Source organism: Streptomyces sp. NBC_01304, from assembly GCF_035975855.1.
Taxonomy (GTDB): domain Bacteria; phylum Actinomycetota; class Actinomycetes; order Streptomycetales; family Streptomycetaceae; genus Streptomyces.
In genome coordinates, this window is sequence record NZ_CP109055.1 from 6499776 (window position 1) to 6522565 (window position 22790).

The window sequence follows — 22790 nt, forward strand, 5'->3', positions numbered from 1 at the left end:
CCATGCTGTTTTCCGGCAAGGGCAAGCACCGTCGTATGACCAAGGCCGAGAAGGCCACCCGCGCCGTCGCCGTGGCCGGTGTCGCGGGCGCCGCGGTCGCCGCGCCGCTGATGACCGCGGGCACCGCTTCCGCCGCCACCTCCTCGGAGTGGGACGCCGTCGCGCAGTGCGAGGCCGGCGGCAACTGGTCCATCAACACGGGCAACGGCTACTACGGCGGCCTGCAGTTCTCGGCCTCCACCTGGGCCGCGCACGGCGGCACCGCCTACGCGGCCACCGCCGACCAGGCCTCCAAGTCGCAGCAGATAGCCGTGGCCGAGAAGGTCCTCGCGAGCCAGGGCAAGGGCGCCTGGCCGAGCTGTGGTGTGGGCCTGTCCAACGCCACGTACAGCGGTGGTGGCTCCACCGGCACCCAGTCCGCCCCGCAGCAGAAGCAGCAGCAGGCGGCCCCGCAGCAGAAGCAGCAGTCCGCGCCGAAGACCGAGACCCCGCGCACCGACACCGGCTCGAAGAGCAAGACGGTCGAGACCCCGACCGGCAAGAAGGTGAAGAAGGGCGACGGCGAGTACAAGGTGAAGTCCGGCGACACCCTGTCCAAGATCGCCGAGGCGCACGGCGTCAAGGGCGGCTGGCAGCAGCTGTTCAAGCTGAACAAGGACATCATCGACGACGCGGACTTCATCTTCCCGGGCCAGCAGCTGCACCTGAAGTAAGCAGCAGCAGCAGCCCGCGGCGCCGGTGATCAGATCCGGCCCGCGATCCGGGTGATCCCCCCACACCCCCCACACTCCCGCCCCGGCGCGCTCTCCCCCGTGCGCGTCGGGGCGGGGTCATGTCTGTCTTTTGCGCCTAAACCGGCGCCGCTCTCGCGGACCTGGTTGCTCGCCGTGGGGGCTGATCAATTGATGGTGGATGTACTGGCGAGTAGTAAACAGGCCTTTTGCCCTGGTTGGAGGGCCTTCAGGCCTCTTTTCGTCCCATGAGGCGAGCAGTCGGCTGGTGGATGCTCCAGAGCCGGTTAGGCTCGTGTCGCAAGGCCGAAAGCGACCCTGCGCCGACCCGCACGACTTGGGTCACATCTAGCGTCACATCCCATAAGGAGATGCTCGTGCCGTCCATCGACGTCGTCGTAGCCCGGGAAATCCTGGACTCCCGAGGCAACCCCACGGTCGAGGTCGAGGTCGGCCTCGACGACGGCAGCACCGGCCGTGCTGCAGTTCCGTCCGGCGCCTCCACCGGTGCCTTCGAGGCCATCGAACTCCGTGACGGTGACCCCAACCGTTACCAGGGCAAGGGCGTCGAGAAGGCTGTCCTCGCCGTCATCGAGCAGATCGGCCCGGAGCTCGTCGGGTACGACGCCACCGAGCAGCGCCTCATCGACCAGGCCATGTTCGACCTGGACGCCACCGACAACAAGGGCTCGCTCGGCGCCAACGCCATCCTCGGCGTCTCGCTCGCCGTCGCGCACGCCGCCTCCGAGGCGTCCGACCTGCCGCTGTTCCGCTACCTCGGTGGCCCGAACGCGCACCTGCTGCCCGTCCCGATGATGAACATCCTGAACGGTGGGTCGCACGCCGACTCCAACGTCGACATCCAGGAGTTCATGATCGCCCCGATCGGCGCGGAGTCCTTCTCCGAGGCGCTGCGCTGGGGCACCGAGGTCTACCACACCCTCAAGTCCGTCCTGAAGGCCAAGGGCCTCTCCACCGGCCTGGGCGACGAGGGCGGCTTCGCGCCGAACCTGGACTCCAACCGCGCCGCGCTCGACCTCATCCTCGAGGCCATCAAGCAGGCCGGTTACGTCCCCGGCGAGCAGATCGGCCTGGCGCTCGACGTCGCCGCGTCCGAGTTCTACAAGGACGGCAAGTACGAGTTCGAGGGCAAGTCCCTCTCGGCCGCCGAGATGACCGAGTACTACGAGCAGCTCGTCGCCGACTACCCGATGGTCTCCATCGAGGACCCGCTGTTCGAGGACGACTGGGCGGGCTGGAAGGTCCTCACCGACAAGCTGGGCGACAAGGTCCAGATCGTCGGCGACGACTTCTTCGTCACCAACCCGGAGCGCCTGGCCCGCGGCATCGAGGAGGGCTCCGCCAACGCCCTCCTGGTCAAGGTCAACCAGATCGGTTCGCTGACCGAGACCCTGGACGCCGTCTCCATGGCGCAGAACGCCGGCTACAAGTGCATGATGTCCCACCGCTCCGGCGAGACCGAGGACGTCACCATCGCCGACCTCGCCGTCGCCACCAACTGCGGCCAGATCAAGACCGGCGCCCCGGCCCGCTCCGAGCGCGTCGCCAAGTACAACCAGCTCCTTCGCATCGAGGAGATCCTCGACGACGCCGCGGTGTACGCGGGCCGCAGCGCCTTCCCGCGCTTCAAGGGCTGATCGCTCAGGCCTCGTAGCCAGTCGTACGTACGTCCCCGCACTCGGTCCCGTACCGTGTGCGGGGACGTACGCGCGTAACGGGGAGGCGAGCATGGGAGCGACCAAGAACCGGGACCGGTTCTCCACCGCTACCAGGATCCGCCTGCTCGGCGAGCAGACCGCCGCCCGCGTCTACCGCTCGCAGACCAAACGCCAGGCCCGCCGCTCCCGGCTCACCGGCCGTGCCGCGCTGCTCGCGCTCGTCCTGTGCTCGCTGATCGTCGCGCTGGCGTACCCGATAAGGCAGTACGTCGGCCAGCGCGCGGACATCGTCGAGGAGCAGCAGAAGCTCGACGACGCCCGCCGCGAGGCGGAGGAGCTGCGGGACGCCAAGGCCCGCTGGCAGGACCCGGCGTACGTCGAGCAGCAGGCGCGCGAGCGGCTGCACATGGTCAATCCCGGCGAGACCGGCTTCACGGTGGTCGACCCGTCCGGCGCGACGCGGCGCCGCACGGACCAGGGGGCGGCGGCGGACCGGGCCTGGTACGCGAACCTCTTCGACGGGGTCGACCGGGCGGACCGCTACCGCACCGACGACTGAAGCTCCGCACTCTCGACTCTTCGCACTCTGACTGAAAGACGTAAGCACCCCCATGGAAACGCCCCCGCCGTCCACGCCGCGCACCGAGCCCACCGACGCCGATGTCGAGGCCTTCAAGCAGCAGCTGGGCCGTCCGCCGCGCGGCCTGCGGGCCATCGCCCACCGGTGCCCCTGCGGGCAGCCGGACGTGGTCGAGACGGCGCCGCGGCTGCCGGACGGTACGCCCTTCCCGACGACGTACTACCTGACGTGCCCCAAGGCCGCCTCGGCGATCGGCACGCTCGAGGCCAACGGCGTGATGAAGGAGATGACAGAGCGCCTCGCCACCGACCCCGAGCTGGCCGCCGCCTATCGGGCGGCCCACGAGGACTACATCCGTCGCCGCGACGAGATCGAGGTCCTGGCCGGGTTCCCCTCGGCGGGGGGCATGCCGGACCGCGTGAAGTGCCTCCACGTCCTCGTCGGCCACTCCCTGGCCGCGGGCCCCGGGGTCAATCCCCTCGGGGACGAGGCTCTGGCGATGCTGCCGGAGTGGTGGCGCAAGGGCGCTTGCGTGACGCTGCCGGCGGCGGACGAGAACTGATTTCTCCCCCACCCCGCCCCTTCCCGTAAGGCTGCCGCCGGCTTCACGGTGACACTATGCGGCTCCGCCGCGTGGCTGTCCTCAAACGCCGGACGGGCTGATTTCATCAGCCCGTCCGGCGTTTGAGGACACAGCTCCGCAGGATTTCGGGAAGGGGCGGGCTGGGGAATCAAAAACGACAGGAGCCCCCCATGACCCGCGTAGCCGCCATCGACTGCGGAACCAACTCCATCCGCCTGCTGATCGCGGACGCCGACCCGACGACGGGCGAGCTCGTCGACCTCGATCGCCGCATGACCATCGTCCGCCTCGGACAGGGCGTCGACGAGACCGGCAGGCTGGCTCCCGACGCGCTGGAGCGCACCTTCGCGGCGTGCCGTGAGTACGCAGCGGCGATCAAGGAGCACGGCGCCGAGAAGGTCCGCTTCGTGGCGACAAGCGCCTCCCGCGACGCGGAGAACAGGGACGAGTTCGTCCAGGGCGTCCTGGACATCCTCGGCGTCGAGCCGGAAGTGATCACCGGTGACCAGGAGGCCGCGTTCTCCTTCACCGGCGCGACCAAGGAGCTCACGGGCCACCCGGACCTCACCGGTCCCTACCTCGTCATCGACATCGGCGGCGGCTCCACCGAGTTCGTGGTGGGGGAGGACAGCGTCCGGGCGGCCCGCTCCATCGACGTCGGCTGCGTCCGCATGACCGAGCGCCACCTCGTCCACGACGGCCAGGTCAGCGACCCCCCGACCGCGGCCGAGATCGAGGCGATCCGCGAGGACATCGCCACGGGCCTGGACCTCGTCACGCAGACCATGCCGATCGGCAAGGACCTCACCCTGGTCGGCCTCGCCGGGTCGGTCACCACGGTCGCCGGGATCGCGCTCGGGCTCGAGGAGTACGACTCCGCCGCGATCCACCACTCCCGCATCCCGTTCAGCGAGGTGAAGGCGATCACCGAGCGGCTGCTGAGCTCGACGCACGCCGAGCGCGCGGCGATCTCCGTGATGCACCCGGGCCGGGTCGACGTGATCGCGTCCGGCGCCCTCGTCCTCATGCTGATCATGGAGTGGTGGGGCTTCGACGAGATCGTCGTGAGCGAGCACGACATCCTCGACGGGATCGCCTGGTCCCTCGCCTGAGCAGGGTCATGAGCGGGGCCACTTGAGCGGGGTCACTGCACCACTGAGCAGGCGCGACGGGCCGGAAGCGGGACTTCCGGTCCGTCGTCCACATGAACTTCGTGAAGTTCTTCACAAGGAAAAGGGCCCCGATGGTCGAAGTTCGGGGACCCGGAACCCGAATCAGCGACGAATCAGCGGTCCGGAAGGCCTCTCGGCAGGGAAACCGGAGGGTTCCAGGGGTGTGACGCCCGTGTGAACCGAGGCGGTGGTCCACTTCCGGGGGCGCCGAGACGGGCAGCTCAGCGGGGGTCTCGGGCCTCGCGTACTACACCATGGTTCCCTCGCGCGGCCATGAAGTGTGTCACGTGGGCCGCGGAGTGTAGCAGAGGCAGTCCAGACCCTTGTGAAGGGGCTCACGAGCGACCCCCGTCGAGCGGGTGGATACTCGATGGCATGAGCACCACGGAGCGTCCCCGAATCCTCGTTGTAGGCGGTGGGTACGTAGGCCTGTACGCAGCTCGGCGCATTCTCAAGAAGATGCGCTACGGCGAGGCGACCGTCACGGTCGTCGACCCGCGGTCGTACATGACGTACCAGCCCTTCCTCCCCGAAGCCGCTGCCGGCAGCATCTCCCCGAGGCACGTCGTCGTACCGCTGCGACGCGTTCTGCCCAAGGCCGAGGTGCTCACCGGACGCGTCACGACCATCGACCAGGACCGCAAGGTCGCCTCCATCGCCCCGCTGGTCGGCGAGGCGTACGAGCTGCCCTTCGACTACCTGGTCATCGCGCTCGGCGCCATCTCCCGCACCTTCCCGATCCCCGGCCTCGCCGAGCAGGGCATCGGCATGAAGGGCGTCGAGGAGGCCATCGGCCTGCGCAACCACGTCCTCGAGCAGCTCGACAAGGCCGACTCGACGCAGGACGAGGACGTCCGCCGCAAGGCGCTGACCTTCGTCTTCGTCGGCGGTGGCTTCGCCGGTGCCGAGACGATCGGCGAGGTCGAGGACATGGCCCGGGACGCGGCCAAGTACTACAACAACGTGAAGCGCGAGGACATGCGCTTCGTGCTCGTCGACGCCGCGGACAAGATCCTTCCCGAGGTCGGCCCGAAGCTCGGCCAGTACGGCAAGGAGCACCTCGAGGGCCGCGGGATCGAGATCTACCTCGGTACCTCCCTCGACTCCTGCGTCGACGGCCACGTGATGCTCAAGAACGGCCTCGAGGTCGACTCCAACACCATCGTGTGGACCGCGGGCGTCAAGCCCAACCCGGCGCTGCAGCGCTTCGGTCTGCCGCTCGGCCCGCGCGGTCACGTCGACACCCAGACGACCCTCCAGGTCCAGGGCAGCGACTACATCTGGGCCGCGGGCGACAACGCCCAGGTCCCGGACCTCGCCGTCGGCGAGGGCGCCTGGTGCCCGCCGAACGCCCAGCACGCGCTGCGTCAGGCCAAGGTCCTCGGCGACAACGTCATCTCCGGCATGCGGGGCTTCCCGCAGCAGGAGTACAAGCACGCCAACAAGGGTGCGGTGGCGGGTCTCGGCCTCCACAAGGGCGTCGCGATGATCGTCATGGGCAAGATGAAGATCAAGCTCAAGGGCCGTCTGGCCTGGTACATGCACCGCGCGTACCACGGCATGGCGATGCCGACGTTCAACCGCAAGATCCGGGTCTTCGCCGACTGGACGCTCGCGATGTTCCTCAAGCGTGAGGTCGTCTCGCTCGGTGCGATGGAGACTCCGCGCGAGGAGTTCTACGAGGCGGCCAAGCCGGCGCCCGTGGCTCCGCCGGTCGCGGAGAAGGCCTCGGCCGGGGCTGAGAAGGCCAAGGCCTCCTGACCTCGCGCTCATAGCAAGTCATAGCTAGACCCCGAAGGGGCCGCTCGCCATCCGTGGTGCGGGCGGTCCCTTCGGCGTTTATCTCCCCACCCCGCCCCTTCCCGAAAGTCCTGCGGACGGCTTCAAAGACTGTCCTCAAACGCCGGACGGGCTGAATATTCAGCCCGTCCGGCGTTCGAGGACACCGCCCGAAGGGCGGAAGGCTTCGCAGAATTACGGGAAGGGGCGGGGTGGGGAGAAGAAATGCCCCGCCGGGACTGCGCACACCCCGTCCCGGTGTTTACGTGGTGTTGGACCCAACCGTGCCTCGTACCGGGAAGGTGACACCATGACCGACGCCGCGCCGCGGCTGAGAGCCCTCGCCGAGCAGCTCCTGGGGGTCCCGCTCCCGATCCGCATCCGCGCCTGGGACGGAAGCGCGTCGGGCCCGCCCGACGCCCCCACCCTCGTCGTACGCCACCGCAGGGCCCTGCGTCGGCTGCTGTGGAAGCCGGGCGAGCTGGGCCTGGCCCGCGCCTGGGTGGCCGGGGAGATCGACATCGAGGGGGATCTGTACGCCGCCCTGGAGCGCATCGCCGGCCTCCTCTGGGAGAACGACGGGCCCACCCGCCGCAGACTCGACCTGGCCCGGGACCCGAAGATCCGGGCCGCCGCCCGCGAGCTGGTGAGGCTCGCCGGACCGCTGCCGCCCCCGCCGCCGCCCGCCGAGGAGGTCGGCCGGCGCAGCGGCCCGCTGCACACGAAGATCCGCGACCGGCAGGCCATCAGCCACCACTACGACGTGGGCAACGACTTCTACGAGCTGGTGCTCGGCCCGTCCATGGTCTATTCGTGCGCGTACTGGACCGAGGACGGAAGCCTCGATGACGCCCAGCGCGACAAGCTCGAACTCATCTGCCGCAAGCTCGACTTGAAGGAGGGCCGGCGCCTCCTCGACGTCGGCTGCGGCTGGGGCTCCATGGCGATCCACGCGGCCCGCGAGCACGGCGTACACGTCGTCGGCATCACGCTCTCCCGCGAGCAGGCGGCGTACGCCCGAAAGCGCATCGCGGAGGAGGGGCTCACCGACCGGATCGAGATCCGTGTGCAGGACTATCGCGACGTCAAGGACGGGCCGTACGACGCGATCTCGTCGATCGGCATGGCCGAACACGTCGGATCCGGGCGCTACTTGGAGTACGCACGCGACCTGCACGCCCTGCTCAGGCCCGGTGGTCGGCTGCTCAACCATCAGATCGCGCGGCGTCCGGAGGTCGACGAGGGGGCGTACGAAATCGATGAGTTCATCGACGCGTACGTCTTCCCGGACGGTGAACTCGCCCCGGTGGGGCGGACCGTGGGGCTGCTCGAGGACGCCGGGTTCGAGGTGCGGGACCTGGAGTCGATACGCGAGCACTACGCGCTCACCCTGCGGAAGTGGGTCGCCAATCTGGAGGCCGACTGGGAGCGGGCGGTGCGGCTCTCCTCGCCCGGCCGGGCCCGCGTGTGGCGGCTCTACATGGCGGCATGTGCCCTGTCCTTCGACCGGAACCGGATCGGCGTCAACCAGGTGCTCGCCGTGAAGACCCCGGAGTCCGGGGTGTCGGGGCTGCCGCTGCGTTCCCGCGAGTGGCGCACGTAGGGCGAGAACGCGCCGGACAGGGCAAGCGAGCGAGCGGGCGCAACACGAAGGGCCCCGGACACGGTTCGTGTCCGGGGCCCGATTCGCCTGCGGCTACTCGGACTTGATCGCCGCGAGCATGTTCATCTTGGCCGCCCGCCGGGCCGGCCACAGCGCCGCGAGGATGCCGACCGCCGCGGCCAGGGCGAGGAAGATGCCCATCCGGCCCCAGGGCAGGACCAGTTCGTACGTGGCCATCGAGCCGCCGATCAGCTCACCGGCCGCCCAGCCGAAGAACACTCCGAGCCCGATCCCGAGCACCCCGCCGAACAGCGAGATCACCAGGGACTCCATGCGCACCATGCGCTTGATGCCCTTGCGGTCGAGGCCGATCGCCCGGAGCATCCCGATCTCCTGGGAGCGCTCGAAGACCGACATGGCCAGGGTGTTGATCACGCCGAGCACGGCCACGATGACCGCCATGGCGAGCAGGCCGTACAGCATGTTCAGCATCAGCGTGAACATCGCCGCGATGCCCTCGGAGATGTCCTTCTTGTCCTGCACGAGGACGGCCGGGTTGCTGCCCAGGTCCTTGGTCAGGGCGTCCTTGACCTGCGAGGACGCGCCGTCCTTGGTTTTCACGAAGACCTGTCGGTCGCCGGTCTCGCGCTGGTGCGGGGCGAGGGTGTCCTTGTCGAGGATGATCCCGTTGATCATCTCGTTGCCCTCGTAGACGGCGCCGACCCGCAGGGTGCCCTTCTTGCCGTCCTCGTACGTGACCGGGAAGCCGGACCCGACCTTCCAGCCGTTCTCCTCGGCGATGTCCTTGTCGACGACCACCTTGTCGCCGGTCATGTCGGCGAAGGAGCCCTGCTTGAAGTCGAGGGCCGTGAGCTCGCCGATCGTCTTGGCGTCGACGCCCACCAGGTCCTCGTTGTTGCCGTCGACCCGCGCGGGGGAGACCCGCATGGGGCTGGTCGCGGTGACGTCGTCGAGGCTGTTCAGCTTCTTCTCGACGTCGGGCGAGAGCGAGTTCATGTTCGCCATCGACACGATGTAGTCGGACTTCAGGGAGTCCGTCGCCATCCGGTCGATGCCCTTTTGGACACTGCCCGCGATCACCGTCATGCCGGTGATCAGGGTCAGCCCGATCATCAGCGCCGAGGCGGTCGCGGCGGTGCGGCGCGGGTTGCGTACGGAGTTCTGCCGGGCGAGCTTCCCGGAGATGCCGAACAGCTTCAGGAGCGGGGCCGCGGCCGCGATGATCGGGCGGGAAAGCAGCGGGGTGAGGACGAAGACGCCGATCACCAGGAGCGCGGCGCCCAGGCCGACGATCTCCTTGCCGTCCATGCCCCGGCTCGCCCCGGCGAGCACGGCGGCGATGCCCGCGCCCGAGAAGAGGGCGCCGATGGAGTTGCGTACGACCAGGGACTTGGTGGTCGCGGTGGCGTGCACGCTGCTCATCGCGGCGACCGGCGGGATCTTCGCGGCGCGGCGGCCCGGCAGCCAGGCGGCCAGCATCGTCACGACGACACCGACGATCAGCGAGATGACGACGGTCGAACCGCCGATCACCAGCGGGCCGTCCGGGACGGTCATCCCGAGCGTGCCCATCAGCGAGCGCAGTCCGGCCCCGATGCCGATGCCGGCGATCAGACCGGTGACGGCGGCGACGGCTCCGACGACGAGCGCTTCGAGCAGGACGGAGCGCGTGACCTGGCGGCGACTCGCACCGACCGCCCGCATCAGGGCGAGCTCCTTGGTGCGCTGGGCGACCAGCATGGTGAAGGTGTTGGCGATGATGAAGATGCCGACGAAGAGCGAGATGCCGGCGAAGACGAGCATGCCGGTCTTCATGCCGCTCATGCCGGCGGCGATCATCTTGCCCTGGTCGTCGGCGAGCTTCTTGCCGGTGGTGGCCTCGGCCTGGTCCTTCGGCAGGATTTTGTCGATCTCGGCCTTCAGCGCGGACTGCGAAGTGCCGGGCGCCGCCTGCACGTTGATCTCGCTGAACTTGCCGGGCATCGCGTAGAGCTCTTGCGCCGTCCTGGTGTCGAAGAGCGCGAGGCTGCCGCCGGCGGCGACGTTGCCGTCGTCGGTGGTGAAGATGCCGGAGACCTTCTGCTCCAGGACCGGCCCGTTGATGGACATCCGCACGGTGTCGCCGACCTTGAACCCGGCGCGCTCGGCGGTCTTGGCGTCGAGGGCGACCTCGCCCTTGCCGTTAGGGGCGTTGCCGGTCTGCATCGGGTAGCGGACGTCCTTGCCGTCCTTGCCCGGGTAGTAGTTGGCGCCGCTGGTGGACCAGCCCTCGCCGACGAGCTTGCCGTCCTTGTCGGCGATCGCGGCGAACCCGGAGACGGTGCCGGTGGCGTCCTTGGCGCCGGGCACCTTCGCGGCCTTGTCGACGAGCTCCTGGCTCAGCTTGGGGGCGGCGCCGGGATTGCTCTTGTCGCCGTCGGCCTTGTCGGGCTGGATGGCGACGTCGACGTGCGTGAAGCCCTTGGCGGAGCTGTTCTGGAACGCGTCGGAGATGGTGTTGGTGAAGACCAGGGTGCCGGAGACGAACGCGACGCCGAGCATGACGGCGAGCACGGTCATCAGGAGCCTGGCCTTGTGCGCGAGTACGTTGCGCAAGGCGGTACGGAACATGGTGTGAAGTCCTGTGGGGTGAGGGCCGGTTCAGCGGGCTGGTGGGCTCGGCGCACGGGTTGGCGCGGCGAGCCCGGCGGGCCTCAGCTGGTGCGGCCCTTGGCGTCGAAGCGCTTCATGCGGTCGAGGACGTTGTCCGCGGTGGGCTCGTGCAGCTCGTCGACGATCCGCCCGTCGGCGAGGAAGACGACACGGTCCGCGTACGCCGCCGCCACCGGGTCGTGCGTCACCATCACCACGGTCTGGCCGAGCTCGCGCACCGAGTTGCGCAGGAACCCGAGGACCTCGGCACCCGAGCGCGAGTCCAGGTTTCCGGTCGGCTCGTCGCCGAAGATGATGTCGGGCTTGGAGGCGAGCGCACGGGCCACGGCGACGCGCTGCTGCTGGCCGCCGGAGAGCTGGCTGGGGCGGTGCCCGAGGCGGTCCTTGAGGCCGACCATCTCGATGACCTGGGCCAGCCACTGCTTGTCGTGCTTGCGGCCCGCGATGTCCATGGGCAGCGTGATGTTCTCGGCCGCGGTCAGGGTCGGCAGCAGGTTGAACGCCTGGAAGATGAAGCCGATCTTGTCGCGGCGCAGCTGCGTGAGCTGCTTGTCCTTGAGCGAGCCCAGCTCGGTGTCGCCGATGCGGACGCTGCCGCTGCTGAACGAGTCGAGCCCGGCCACGCAGTGCATCAGCGTCGACTTGCCGGACCCCGAGGGGCCCATGATCGCGGTGAACTCGGCCTGCCGGAAGTCGACGGTGACCCGGTCCAGGGCGACCACCTGGGTCTCGCCCTGTCCGTAGACCTTGGAGAGGTCGGTGGCGCGCGCGGCTACCGCTGTCGCTGTTGCCTGCTGAGCGAAGGGGGTGGTGGTCACGGGGCAGGGCTCCTGTCGGGACGACGGGGTGGGAGGACGCTTCCATCGTCCAAGCCCGATGACCTGATGAAGTCAGCCCCAGTTCCTGCTCTGCCCTTCCTCTCCAGGCTGACCGGACGGGGGCCGCGTCATACCTGGGGATGACCGGGACCCTGAGGGCGGCGGGGGCTCGGCGGCACGCGCGGCGGGGGCGGAATTCCGTCATTCCTTGCCGGTGGCCTCGTACCCGGGGAACCGCCTGCGGCAAGTGCGGATGACCGATCCCGTTGCCTGACGGCCCCTCAGGCGTCAATAAAATAAGACAACATCGGTCTGTTGTTGAGCTGTTCGGGGGATGCCTCCGGATAGGCTCGGAACCCGCATATGCGGAGCCCACGGCCTGCCCGGATGGTGGAATGCAGACACGGCGAGCTTAAACCTCGCTGCCCCTTGCGGGCGTACCGGTTCAAGTCCGGTTCCGGGCACCTTCCGCCGGCCGTCGGGTGGAGCAGGTGCTCCCGGACCCTCGCTCGACCCCCTCAGTCGATCATGACGCCGAGACCCCCTCGCATGATGTCCGGATCGTCCCGTGAAGGCCTCTGTGGACGCCTCCGCGGGCGGCCCGAGGTCTCCGGAGGCGCAGACGGGGAAGGTATTCCACTAGCCGTTTGCTCTACGGAGGAGAAAGATCCTCCCAGAGCACTAGGGTGCATCTTTTGCTAACGCATTACTCTTGACGTACGGCCGCGCAAGGTGGCCGGTCGTGATGGCGCAGAGGAGTGAAATGAGGAGCAGCAACCCGGTCTTCTCGCGACGGGGGTTCAGCCGCGACAACGGCACCGCGGGCTTCGGCTCGGCGCCGCAGGCCGGGGGCCCCGCCGTCGGTACCCAGGGCAGCCCGTACGCGGGCGGTAACCCGTACGCCCAGGCACCGACGAATCCGTACGCGCAGAACAACCCCTACGCGCAGCAGGACCTCCAGCACGGCGCCCCGCAGGCCCCGGTCGCCACCGGTAACCGGATGACGATGGACGACGTCGTCGCGCGGACGGGCATGACGCTCGGCCTCGTGATCGTCGGCGCCGCCGCCGCCTGGATCACCGACCTGAGCCTCGGCCCGGCCATCGCGGCCGGCCTCGTGGCGATGGTGCTCGCGCTCGTCCAGTCGTTCAAGCGCAAGCCGATGCCCGCGCTGATCCTGACGTACGCGGGTCTCGAGGGCGTCTTCCTCGGTGCGATCAGCAACTACACCAACAAGTGGGTGCCCGGCGCCCCGATGCAGGCCGTGCTCGGCACGATGGCGGTCTTCGTCACCATGCTGGTGCTGTACAAGACCCGCATCGTGCGCGTGAACGCCCGCTTCACCCGCTTCGTGATCATCGCGGCGACCGCGTTCGTCATCCTCACCGCCGTGAACCTGCTGTTCATGGTCTTCGGCGGCGGCGACGGCCTCGGCTTCCGCAGCGGCCCGCTGGGCGTCGTCTTCGGCATCGTCGGCATCCTGCTCGGTGCGTTCTTCCTCGCCATGGACTTCAAGCAGGTCGAGGACGGCATCGCGTACGGCGCCCCGCGCGAGGAGTCCTGGCTGGCGGCCTTCGGCCTCACCATGACCCTGGTGTGGATCTACCTGGAGATGCTGCGGCTGATCTCCATCCTGCAGGGCAACGACTAGCGGTAGTGGTAGTCGTCTGCCGGTAGGCACCGGCACACAGCGAAGGGCCCGCGGATCGAGAGATCCGCGGGCCCTTCGTCGTCGTCGGATGCGTGGTCCGTTCACGGCGGCGCACGCTCACAGCAGCCTGCGCGCGGCCCTCCTCATGTCGTACTCGTGGACGATCGCTTTCGCGTGGCCGTACGCGAGGTCGTATTCGCCTCGGAGCCACATGACCTTCTCCTCGAAGCGGAGGAAGGACGGGCCATCTTCTACGGCGCGAAGCCAGTCGGACACTTCGCGGCCTGTGCAGTGGGGGATGCGGGCGAGCAGATTGCGGTGGGTCTCCTCGGAGAAGACTAGGGACATCGGCGCCTCCGGACGCTGGCGATGTAGGTCGATAGTCCTTCACGCCACCGTGCCTGAGTGTTGGGGCGTTGGCAACAGTCCCGTATCGGCGCATAGGGTCGCGGTGTGCTTGATACGACGCCGCTGACGAACGCCGTGGACCGATTCGCCGACCGCCTGCGGGCCGCGCCCGAGAGCCGCCTGCAGCGCGGCGCGGCGGGCGAGGCACTGGGCCTGGCCAGGGAGTTGTCGGTCCGAGCCCAGCTCCTGGAGACACCCGGGGCCGAGCCGCGCGAGATGCCGGACGCCGGTCTGTTCGCGGTGTCGGACCAAATCACCGTCGCGGGGCGCGACTTGGCCCTCGTACTGACGACTGAGGAAGAACTCGCCGAAGCGCTCGGGCTCGTGGAGGCGGCACTGAAGCGCGCGGGCGTGTGACGTACGTACGCGAACGCAGGAGCGCGCCGGTGTGACCGCAACCATCAATTGAGGAACCACAGCGGCGATCAACCAGGTCCGCGAGAGCGGCGCCGGTTTAGGCGCAAAAAACAGTCAGGCGGAGGCTATGACCCGGTCGGCCAGGATGTACACGTTGTCCTCGCCGCAGGAGAACGTCAGGCTGTACGCGCCCGAGACGCCCGAGCCGCCGAGCAGGACCGGGGTCTCGCCGTCGCGCAGGGCGGCGGCCAGGCGCTCCGCGGTCTCGCGGTGGCCGGGGGTCATGCAGAGCGTGGTGCCGTCGGTGAAGACGTAGACGTCGAGCGTGCCGAGCGGGCCGGGGCGGACGTCGCTGAGCGCCGTCTGGGCCATGGCCAGCTCGTCGAGGCGGGTCACGGTGTGCTCGTGGTCGCCCTCGGTGGCGTCCCGGACCTGCTGGACGGGGACGAAGTCGGGGTGCGAGGGGTGGCGGCGGCGGGCCGCGGCCAGCTCGGGGGAGTCGTCAGGGAACTCGGTCGCGCCCTCGCCGGCCTCGCCGATCAGCTGCTCGCCGATGAGCTGCTCGACCTCCTGCTCGATGCCGACGAAGTCGGACTGGCGGGGCAGGAACAGCTCGTCGGCCAGGTTCGGCGGCAGACCGCCGAGCAGCGACGGGGCGTCCGCGGCGTCACGGGCCTCCTGGGCGGCCCAGAAGGCGCGGGCCTCGGCCAGCTCGCGCTCGCGCTCCTCGGCGAGGGCCTCGGCGACGGCGGCACGGATGGTGCTGGTGTCCGGGATCTCGTCAGCGGCGCTGCGGGCGGCCGGGACGGTGGCGGTGCGGGCGGCGGCGTGCTGAGTGCGGCTCACGACGAGCTCGTCACGCAGTGCCGAAATCTGCTTCCGGAGCCCGTGCACGGAGTGCAGGGCCGCGGCGCCCACGGCCGTGGCAGCGGCGGTGGCGAGCAGCAGGGCAAGAGGCATGGCGCTCACTGACGTACTCCCGGTTCAAAGTCGACCCCCGACTTCCTACATCAGCTTGTCGGAGGCGGCTAAATGCTGTCAGTGCATTAGGTCATGAAATGGACAGGTCTTTCGACCCGGCGGAATTCGCCATAACGCTCTGACCTGCGGATAAACATCTCCCCCAGGACGAAGGTCACATCCTGGGGGAGATTAGGTCACGGCCGGAGATCGGCCGGTTACGCACTGGTGGAAATCAGCTGAGGCGCTCGATGACCATCGCCATGCCCTGACCGCCGCCGACGCACATGGTCTCCAGGCCGAACTGCTTGTCGTGGAACTGGAGCGAGTTGATCAGCGTGCCGGTGAGGCGGGCGCCCGTCATGCCGAAGGGGTGGCCGACCGCGATCGCGCCGCCGTTGATGTTCAGCTTGTCGATGTCGATGCCCAGGTCGCGGTACGAGGGGATGACCTGCGCGGCGAAGGCCTCGTTGATCTCGACCAGGTCGATGTCGTCGATGGTCAGGCCGGCCCGCTTCAGGGCCTGCTTGGACGCCTCGACCGGGCCGAGGCCCATGATCTCGGGGGAGAGGCCGGTGACGCCGGTGGAGACGATGCGGGCCAGCGGGGTCAGGCCCAGCTCGCGCGCCTTGGTGTCGGACATGATCACGAGGGCGGCGGCGCCGTCGTTCAGCGGGCAGCAGTTGCCCGCGGTGATCAGGCCGTCGGGGCGGAAGACCGGCTTGAGGCCCTGCACGCCCTCCAGGGTGGTGCCCGCGCGCGGGCCGTCGTCCTTGGACACGACCGTGCCGTCGGGCAGCGTCACCGGGGTGATCTCGCGCTCCCAGAAGCCCTTGGCGATCGCGGCCTCGGCGAGGTTCTGCGAGCGGACGCCGAACTCGTCCATGTCGGCGCGCGTGACGCCCTTGATCCGCGCCAGGTTCTCCGCGGTCTGGCCCATCGCGATGTACGCGTCCGGGACCAGGCCGTCCTCGCGCGGGTCGTGCCAGCTCGCGCCGGTGGACTGGGCGACCTCGGCGGTGCGGGCCTCGGCGTCGGCGAAGAGCGGGTTGTGGGTGTCGGGCAGGCCGTCGGAGGAGCCCTTGATGAAGCGGGACACGGTCTCGACGCCGGCCGAGATGAAGACGTCGCCCTCGCCGGCCTTGATGGCGTGCAGCGCCATCCGGGAGGTCTGCAGCGAGGAGGAGCAGTAGCGGGTGATGGTGCAGCCCGGCAGGTGGTCCATGCCCATCTGCACGGCCACGATCCGGCCCAGGTTGTGGCCCTGCTCGCCGCCCGGCAGGCCGCAGCCCAGCATCAGGTCGTCGATGTCCTTGGGGTCGAGCTCGGGGACCTTGGCGAGGGCGGCCTGGATGATCGTCGCGGTCAGGTCGTCCGGGCGCAGATCCTTCAGGGAGCCCTTCTGGCCCGCGCGGCCGATCGGGGAGCGGGCGGTGGAGACGATCACGGCTTCGGGCATGAGGGGTTCCCTTTTCGCGAGCGGGCAGGCGGGCTGGGGGCTGGTGACCTGGCAGGGCCACCGGGCAAGTTACTCGTACGTACGCCAAAGGTCATCGGGTCCGGCGTGTGACCCCGGACTCTTTTCTAAGCGAGCGCTCAGCCCCAGTCTAAGCGGGCGCTCAGGGCTTGTGCAGCCCCCGAGCGCCCGCTCATGTGCCTGCCTCGGCGTCAGTGATGGCCTGCGCCGAATCTCGGTGCCCGTGCCGGCCTCAGTGCTCCGTGGCCCGCGCCAGGAACGCGAGCAGGTCCTGCCGGCTGACCACGCCGGTCGGCTTGCCCTCGACCAGGACGATCGCCGCGTCCGCGCCGGAGGCCGCGCCGAGCACCGCCATCAGGTCCGCGACCGGCTCGCCCGAGCCGACCTGCGGCAGCGGGTCCGACATGTGCTTCTCCAGCGGGTCGCCGAGCGAGGCCCGCTGGGCGAAGAGCGCGTCGAGCAGTTCGCGCTCGACCACCGAACCGATCACCTCGGCCGCCATCACGTCCGGGTGGCCGGCGCCCGGCTTCACGATGGGCATCTGCGAGACGCCGTACTCGCGAAGCACCTCGATGGCCTCGCCGACCGTCTCCTCGGGGTGCATGTGCACGAGCTTGGGGATGGCGCCCTCCTTGTGCCGCAGGACGTCGCCGACGCTCGCGGACGGGCCGGCCTCCTCCAGGAAGCCGTAGTCCGCCATCCACTCGTCGTTGAAGATCTTCGAGAGGTAGCCGCGGCCGGAGTCCGGCAGGAGGACCACGACCACGTCGTCCTCGCCGAGTTCCTTGGCCACCTCCAGGGCCGCCACGACCGCCATGCCGCAGGAGCCGCCGACCAGGAGGCCCTCCTCCTTGGCGAGGCGGCGGGTCATCTGGAAGGAGTCCTTGTCGGAGACCGCGACGATGTCGTCGGTCACCGTACGGTCGTACGCCGTCGGCCAGAAGTCCTCGCCGACGCCCTCGACCAGGTAGGGCCGCCCGGAACCGCCCGAGTAGACCGAGCCCTCCGGGTCCGCGCCGATGACCTTCACCCGGCCGTCGCTGATCTCCTTGAGATAGCGGCCCGTGCCGGAGATCGTGCCGCCCGTGCCGACGCCCGCCACGAAGTGGGTGATCTTCCCCTCGGTCTGCTGCCAGAGCTCGGGGCCGGTGGTCTCGTAGTGCGAGCGCGGGTTGTTCGGGTTGCTGTACTGGTCCGGCTTCCAGGCGCCGGGCGTCTCGCGCACCAGACGGTCCGAGACGTTGTAGTACGAGTCCGGGTGCTCGGGGTCCACCGCCGTCGGGCAGACGACGACCTCGGCGCCGTACGCGCGCAGCACGTTGATCTTGTCCGTGGAGACCTTGTCAGGGCAGACGAAGATGCACTTGTAGCCCTTCTGCTGGGCCACGATGGCCAGGCCCACGCCGGTGTTGCCGCTGGTCGGCTCGACGATGGTGCCGCCGGGCTGCAGGGCGCCGCTCTTCTCGGCCGCCTCGATCATGCGCAGCGCGATGCGGTCCTTCACGGAGCCACCCGGGTTGAAGTACTCCACCTTGGCCAGGACGGTCGCCCTGATGCCCGAGGTGACGTTGTTGAGCCTCAGCAGCGGGGTGTTGCCGACGAGGCTGATCATCGAATCGTGGAAATGCACCGTTGGTCTCCGGATCTGCGGATTCGCCATGGGATTGCGGTCAGCCTAAGCGGAATTCGGAGCCCGGTCCGGAGACTTGGTGGCGAAGGCGCAATGCCGGCCGAGCGAGGGCCGACCCACGGGTGAGCGGTCGTCGAGCGATTGCCGAGCGGTCGTCGAGCGTCGACTGGTGTGGTGACTGGGGGCAGTACCGGTGGCGTCGGAGATTGACTGCCCCGTCCGACGGGGCAAGCAGTTGATGTATGGCTCCACTGAGCGGGAAGGCGGTGGCTTCGATCCATGTCGAGGGCGAGGGTGGCGCGGCGGATCGCTGCGGGCGCTGCGTACGGCGGCGGCGGTGTCGGCTTGGTCGGCGCGGCCGCGGTCGGCCTGGTGCTTGCCGAGGTGCGGCTGGCGAAGCGGCAGGTGGGCAGCAGCAGGATCGGCGGGGTGTCCGTCGATCCGCCGGGCGCCGAGGGGCTGTACGGAAGAGCGTTCGCGGACGGCTCCCCGCCGCTGCGCTTCACGATGCTCGGCGACTCCACGGCGGCGGGGCAGGGCGTGCACCGGGCCCGCCAGACGCCGGGCGCGCTGATCGCGCAGGGGCTCGCGGCGGTGGCCGAGCGGCCGGTGCGGCTGCGCAATGTGGCGCTGCCCGGGGCGCAGTCGGACGACCTCGACCGGCAGGTCACGCTGGTCCTGGCGAACTCCGATCCGGCCCCGGACGTCTGCGTGATCATGATCGGGGCCAATGATGTGACGCACCGGATGCCGCCGACGAAGTCCGTACGGCATCTGTCCGCGGCCGTACGCCGCCTCCGTACGGCAGGCGCCGAGGTCGTGGTCGGCACCTGTCCGGACCTCGGCTCGGTCGAGCAGGTCTACCAGCCGCTGCGCTGGCTGGCCCGGCGGGTCTCGCGGCAGCTGGCGGCGGCCCAGACGATCGGGGCCGTGGAGCAGGGCGGGCGCACGGTGTCGCTCGGGGATCTGCTCGGCCCGGAGTTCACGGCGAACCCGCGCGAGCTGTTCGGGCCCGACAACTACCACCCCTCGGCGGAGGGTTACGCGACCGCGGCGATGGCGGTGCTGCCCACGGTGTGCGCCGCGCTCGGGCTCTGGCCCGAGGAGGAGCGCCCGGACGTGTCGCGGGACGAGGGTTTCCTGCCGGTGGCACGGGCCGCCGCGCAGGCGGCGTCGGAGGGCGGCACGGAGGTCACCGCGGCGATGCCGACCGGGCCGCGCGGTCCTTGGGCGATGCTCAAGCGGCGCAGGCGGCGGCGGATCCAGGCGCCGGACGCGGCGACCGTCGCCCCGGCGGAGGCCGGAGCCTAGGGCGTGTCCGGCGGATCTTCGCGGAAGGGCCCGCGGCGTCTGGTGCGTGCTCTCGGCGTGCGCCCGGATCGCCCTCGTACTGGACGTACTTGGGTGATTCGGGCGTGCGGCGAGCGGGGGCACCCCCGGCCGGAGGCTGGGGGCGCGTGCCAGGCGTCGTGGGCCCGCGAAGATCCGCCGGACAGGCCCTAGGAGAGTTTGGCGCGGGGACCGCCGCACCCCCTGGTTGCCCAAGGGGGCGGGACGACGGCGGTCCCCGCGAGGGACGCGGTGCCAGGTCAGGGCCGGCGGGCCACGTCCGTGGCGTCCAGAAGGTCCGGGAGCCGCTCCGGAGGTCCTGTTCGCCGCTCGGTGCCGGCGAGGCGGGGAGCCGCTCCCGCCCTGCCGACATCCCCTAATGTGCAGGACGCTTGTTAAGCGGGTGCTGCGCGTACGTGTCGGCCACGTACCGTTTCGGCGGCCGAACGGCCGCCGCTCTCGCGGACCGCCGCCCCCGCCGTCGGGGTGCTCAACTGATGGTGGCGGTCTTCGAGTCGGTCAGTCCTCCCAGTCGGACTTCTCCTCGCGCCGCCCCCGCCCGAAGTGCGGGAACTTGTGCAGCGAATGCACCGTGTTCACGCCGACGATGCCGGCCCAGCAGACCACGAGGCCGGCCAGGCCCGCGTTCACCGCGGCGATCGCGGACAGCGGGATCGCGAGGATCAGCGAGACCATGCCGAAGCCGAAGCGCTCGCCCCAGTTGTCGCCGCCCTGCGGGCCGCGGGAGTTTCTGGCGACGACCATCTGCTGCTCGGCGAGCTGCCGGCGTACGCGCTTGTCGACGGTCGTGTCGAGGCGCTGCTCGACCTTCTCCAGGAACGACTCGACCAGCGCGGTCTCGTAGTCGTCGCCGAGCTCCTTGCGGGTCTGCAAGGTGGCGTCGAGTTCCTTCTTGAGCTCAGGGTCGCGGGCTTCCATGGTCTTCACGGTACGGAGATGGGGCGGCCGGGGCAGTGGGGCTAGCCCCCCTTTTCGCCCTGAGGGAAGCCACCAGTTCCGCTCACCCTTGCCCGGCTGCATATCCTCATGCAGAGTTCTGGTTGGCTGAATAGCTCGTCGATCTGCGCATGCGGTGAATGTGGGGAAGTCATGTCAGAGAGCCCGGCATCGCGGCTGCAGCAGCTCTTCGAGGGGCACCGGCTCACGCCGACCCAGCGCCGGATCGCGCACTGCATGGTGCGCAGGGCGGCCGATGTGCCCTTCCTGTCCTCGGTGGAACTGGCCGAGCTGGCCGGCGTCAGCCAGCCGTCCGTCACGCGCTTCGCGGTCGCCCTCGGCTTCGACGGCTACCCGGCGCTGCGCAAGCACCTGCGCGAGGTCGCGCCCGCGGAGCCGGCCGCCGAGCCGGCGGCGTACAACGAGTACCAGCAGGCGGTGGAAGCGGAGATCGAGAACCTCAGGCACCTCGCCGCGATGCTCGCCGACCCCGCCCCGGTGGAGCGCGCGGGCCGGCTGCTCGCCGCCTCCCGCCCGCTGCCGGTCCTCGGGCTGCGCGCGGCCGCGTCCCAGGCGTACGGCTTCTCGTACTTCGCGGCGAAGGTCCATCCGGACGTACGCCTTCTCGACGAGGGCGGCACGATGCTGGCCGACCGCATCGACACGGCGGTACGCGCGGGCGCCACGGCCCTGCTCTGCTTCGCGCTGCCCCGCCACCCGCGCGAGGTCATCGAAGCCCTGACCCACGCCCGCGCGGCCGGCCTCACCGTGGTCACGGTCGCCGACAGCGCCTTCGCGCCGGTCGCCAAGGTGTCGGACCTGCTGATCCCCGCCGCGGTGGGCACGGGCCTCGCCTTCGACACGGCCTGCGCGCCGATGCTGCTCGGGCGGGTGCTCCTCGAGGCGATGTGCGACGGGCTGCCGGAGGCGCAGGCCCGGCTCGAGGAGTTCGACGCCCGGGCGGTGGCCCGGGGGTTGTTCGTCGAGTGAGCGCGCGCCGGACCGGTCAGATCCCGTCCAGGGCGCGGGCGTGCTCGCCGCCCGACTCCGTGACGAGTTCGTCGACCGTCTGCGGGGTGCGTACCGTCGCGAACCGTACGCCGTCGGCAGTGGTGCTGAAGCCGTAAATGCCCGGCCGGACAAGGCTGTTGTACGCGTAGTGGTGGGCGAAGTAGTACGCGCCGGTGTCGAGGGCCGCCGCGTAGTCGCCCGGCTCCAGGAGGGGCAGCGGGTGGTTCTCGGCGAGCAGGTCCCCGGCGAAGCAGGCCGGGCCCGCCACGTCCTGCGGCACCGCGGGCCCCGCCTTGGGCCGGCCCTTCGCGTCGTACGCCGCGATGCGCAGCGGCCAGGAGGCCGGGGCGTAGACCGTGCGGGCCGCTACCTGGGCGCCCGCGTGGGTGATGGCGATGGGGCGGCCGCCGGAGGTCTTCGTGTACTCGACCCGCGCCACGATCGTCCCGTGCTTGGCGAGCAGCGAGCGGCCGAACTCCGTGACCAGGCCGTACGCGCCCGTGAACAGGCCGGGGACCTCGCGGGCGAGGAGGCGGGCGTACGTGGCGTAGGTCGGACTCTCCTCGTCCGAGGCGAAGTTGACCGGCAGTCCGCCGCCGATGTCGAGCGTGTCGATCTGGCGGCGGCCGATCCGGGCGTTGATCTCCTCGGCGAGTTCGTACGTGGCCCGGACGCCCTGCGCCATCAGCTCCAGCGGGATGCCCTGGGAGCCGGTGTGGGTGTGCAGCCGGGTCAGCCAGGGTCTGTCCAGGAAGGCCTGGATCACCCACGCCCGGGCGCCCTCGTCGCGCAGCCCGATGCCGAACTTCGAGGTGGGCGTGGCCGTGGACAGGGCGTCGATCGAGCCCGCGCCGATCTGCGGGTTCACCCGCAGGCCGAGCGGCGACCGGGTCGGCGCCGAGCCCACCAGGGCGTCCAGGCGGGCCAGTTCCTGGCGGTTGTCGGCGTTCACCGCGATGCCGAGCGCGAGGGCGTGGCGCAGCTCGGCCGGGGTCTTCGCGGGGGAGTCCAGGACGGTGTGCGCGGGCTTGACCCCGGCCGCCGCGGCCAGCGCGAGCTCGCCCGGACTGGCCACCTCGGCGCCGATGCCCTCCTGGCGCAGCAGCCGCAGGACCGGGACCAGGGGACCTGCCTTCACGGCGAAGGCGTGCAGCACGGGGGCTGCGGTGACCTCGGCGAAGGCGGAGCGCAGGGCTCCGGCCGAGGCGCGGATGCCGGCGATGTCGAGGAGGGCGATCAGCGGATCGGCGGGGCCCACGAGGCCCTGCTCGACGGCTGCGCGGACGGCTTGGTCGCGACGGGCGACAGGTTCCGCCCCCGGGTTCGCCTCGATACCTATGGCCATGGATCAAGACAATCATCGCGGCGCGTGCCCCGCAGACGTACCGGCGT

The 22790-nt window shown here is 70.1% G+C and carries 19 protein-coding genes and 1 tRNA gene; 12 read left to right on the forward strand and 8 right to left on the reverse strand.

The window, feature by feature from the left end; all coding sequences use genetic code 11:
- Positions 1-2: 2 nt before the first annotated feature.
- The 7 genes from OG430_RS28985 to OG430_RS29015 all read left to right on the forward strand — a co-directional run bounded on the left by OG430_RS28985 (position 3) and on the right by OG430_RS29015 (position 8127).
- Positions 3-713, forward strand: a complete 711-nt coding sequence (locus tag OG430_RS28985) for a transglycosylase family protein (RefSeq protein WP_327355557.1) — start codon at positions 3-5, stop codon at positions 711-713.
- Positions 714-1102: 389 nt separating this feature from the next.
- Complete coding sequence (eno, locus tag OG430_RS28990) at positions 1103-2389, forward strand: phosphopyruvate hydratase (protein WP_327355558.1); 1287 nt, start codon at positions 1103-1105, stop codon at positions 2387-2389.
- A 91-nt stretch (positions 2390-2480) separates the two neighbouring features.
- The gene (locus OG430_RS28995; protein WP_327355559.1) at positions 2481-2969 is read left to right on the forward strand and encodes an FtsB family cell division protein; all 489 of its coding nucleotides are present in this window, start codon (positions 2481-2483) and stop codon (positions 2967-2969) included.
- A gap of 52 nt (positions 2970-3021) precedes the next feature.
- Positions 3022-3552, forward strand: coding sequence for a DUF501 domain-containing protein (locus OG430_RS29000; RefSeq protein ID WP_327355560.1), 531 nt, complete (start codon positions 3022-3024; stop codon positions 3550-3552).
- A gap of 191 nt (positions 3553-3743) precedes the next feature.
- Positions 3744-4685: a Ppx/GppA phosphatase family protein gene (locus tag OG430_RS29005; RefSeq protein WP_327355561.1), complete on the forward strand. Its 942-nt coding sequence runs from the start codon at positions 3744-3746 to the stop codon at positions 4683-4685.
- Positions 4686-5120: 435 nt separating this feature from the next.
- Positions 5121-6506, forward strand: coding sequence for an NAD(P)/FAD-dependent oxidoreductase (locus OG430_RS29010; protein ID WP_327355562.1), 1386 nt, complete (start codon positions 5121-5123; stop codon positions 6504-6506).
- 328 nt (positions 6507-6834) lie between these two features.
- Positions 6835-8127 carry a cyclopropane-fatty-acyl-phospholipid synthase family protein gene (locus OG430_RS29015; RefSeq protein WP_327355563.1) on the forward strand — a complete coding sequence of 431 codons (1293 nt, stop codon included), beginning with the start codon at positions 6835-6837 and terminating at the stop codon, positions 8125-8127.
- 93 nt (positions 8128-8220) lie between these two features.
- Here OG430_RS29015 and OG430_RS29020 read toward each other — a convergent pair whose 3' ends face one another.
- Both OG430_RS29020 and OG430_RS29025 read right to left on the reverse strand, forming a co-directional pair.
- A complete protein-coding gene (locus tag OG430_RS29020) occupies positions 8221-10758 on the reverse strand; it encodes an ABC transporter permease (protein ID WP_327355564.1) in 2538 nt (845 codons plus the stop codon).
- Positions 10759-10841: 83 nt separating this feature from the next.
- Positions 10842-11618: an ABC transporter ATP-binding protein gene (locus OG430_RS29025; protein ID WP_327355565.1), complete on the reverse strand. Its 777-nt coding sequence runs from the start codon at positions 11616-11618 to the stop codon at positions 10842-10844.
- 381 nt (positions 11619-11999) lie between these two features.
- On the opposite strand from OG430_RS29025, the gene OG430_RS29030 reads away from it, so the two are divergent.
- Together OG430_RS29030 and OG430_RS29035 are read left to right on the forward strand one after the other, a co-directional pair.
- A tRNA-Leu gene (locus OG430_RS29030) sits at positions 12000-12082 on the forward strand.
- Positions 12083-12381: 299 nt separating this feature from the next.
- Positions 12382-13269: a Bax inhibitor-1/YccA family protein gene (locus OG430_RS29035; RefSeq protein WP_327355566.1), complete on the forward strand. Its 888-nt coding sequence runs from the start codon at positions 12382-12384 to the stop codon at positions 13267-13269.
- A gap of 117 nt (positions 13270-13386) precedes the next feature.
- Here the strand turns inward: OG430_RS29035 and OG430_RS29040 are convergent, their stop codons facing one another.
- Positions 13387-13617 (reverse strand): DUF4287 domain-containing protein, encoded by a 231-nt coding sequence (locus OG430_RS29040; RefSeq protein ID WP_327355567.1) that lies wholly within the window; start codon positions 13615-13617, stop codon positions 13387-13389.
- 105 nt (positions 13618-13722) lie between these two features.
- On the opposite strand from OG430_RS29040, the gene OG430_RS29045 reads away from it, so the two are divergent.
- On the forward strand, positions 13723-14034 hold the full coding sequence (locus tag OG430_RS29045; RefSeq protein ID WP_327355568.1) for a hypothetical protein: 312 nt from the start codon (positions 13723-13725) through the stop codon (positions 14032-14034).
- Positions 14035-14148: 114 nt separating this feature from the next.
- Here the strand turns inward: OG430_RS29045 and OG430_RS29050 are convergent, their stop codons facing one another.
- The 3 genes from OG430_RS29050 to OG430_RS29060 form a co-directional block, all read right to left on the reverse strand.
- Positions 14149-15003: a hypothetical protein gene (locus OG430_RS29050; protein WP_327355569.1), complete on the reverse strand. Its 855-nt coding sequence runs from the start codon at positions 15001-15003 to the stop codon at positions 14149-14151.
- 226 nt (positions 15004-15229) lie between these two features.
- Complete coding sequence (locus OG430_RS29055) at positions 15230-16453, reverse strand: acetyl-CoA C-acetyltransferase (protein WP_327355570.1); 1224 nt, start codon at positions 16451-16453, stop codon at positions 15230-15232.
- Positions 16454-16703: 250 nt separating this feature from the next.
- Entirely contained in the window at positions 16704-18101 is a 1398-nt protein-coding gene (locus OG430_RS29060; RefSeq protein WP_327355571.1) for a cystathionine beta-synthase, read from the reverse strand.
- A gap of 279 nt (positions 18102-18380) precedes the next feature.
- Between OG430_RS29060 and OG430_RS29065 the strand changes: the two genes are divergently transcribed.
- Complete coding sequence (locus tag OG430_RS29065) at positions 18381-19412, forward strand: SGNH/GDSL hydrolase family protein (protein ID WP_327355573.1); 1032 nt, start codon at positions 18381-18383, stop codon at positions 19410-19412.
- 537 nt (positions 19413-19949) lie between these two features.
- Here the strand turns inward: OG430_RS29065 and OG430_RS29070 are convergent.
- Entirely contained in the window at positions 19950-20369 is a 420-nt protein-coding gene (locus OG430_RS29070) for a hypothetical protein (RefSeq protein WP_327355574.1), read from the reverse strand.
- Positions 20370-20540: 171 nt separating this feature from the next.
- Here OG430_RS29070 and OG430_RS29075 point away from each other — a divergent pair, with 171 nt between their 5' ends.
- Positions 20541-21377 carry a MurR/RpiR family transcriptional regulator gene (locus tag OG430_RS29075; protein ID WP_327355575.1) on the forward strand — a complete coding sequence of 279 codons (837 nt, stop codon included), beginning with the start codon at positions 20541-20543 and terminating at the stop codon, positions 21375-21377.
- Positions 21378-21393: 16 nt separating this feature from the next.
- Here the strand turns inward: OG430_RS29075 and OG430_RS29080 are convergent, their stop codons facing one another.
- Positions 21394-22743 (reverse strand): diaminopimelate decarboxylase, encoded by a 1350-nt coding sequence (locus OG430_RS29080; RefSeq protein WP_327355576.1) that lies wholly within the window; start codon positions 22741-22743, stop codon positions 21394-21396.
- Positions 22744-22790 lie beyond the last annotated feature (47 nt).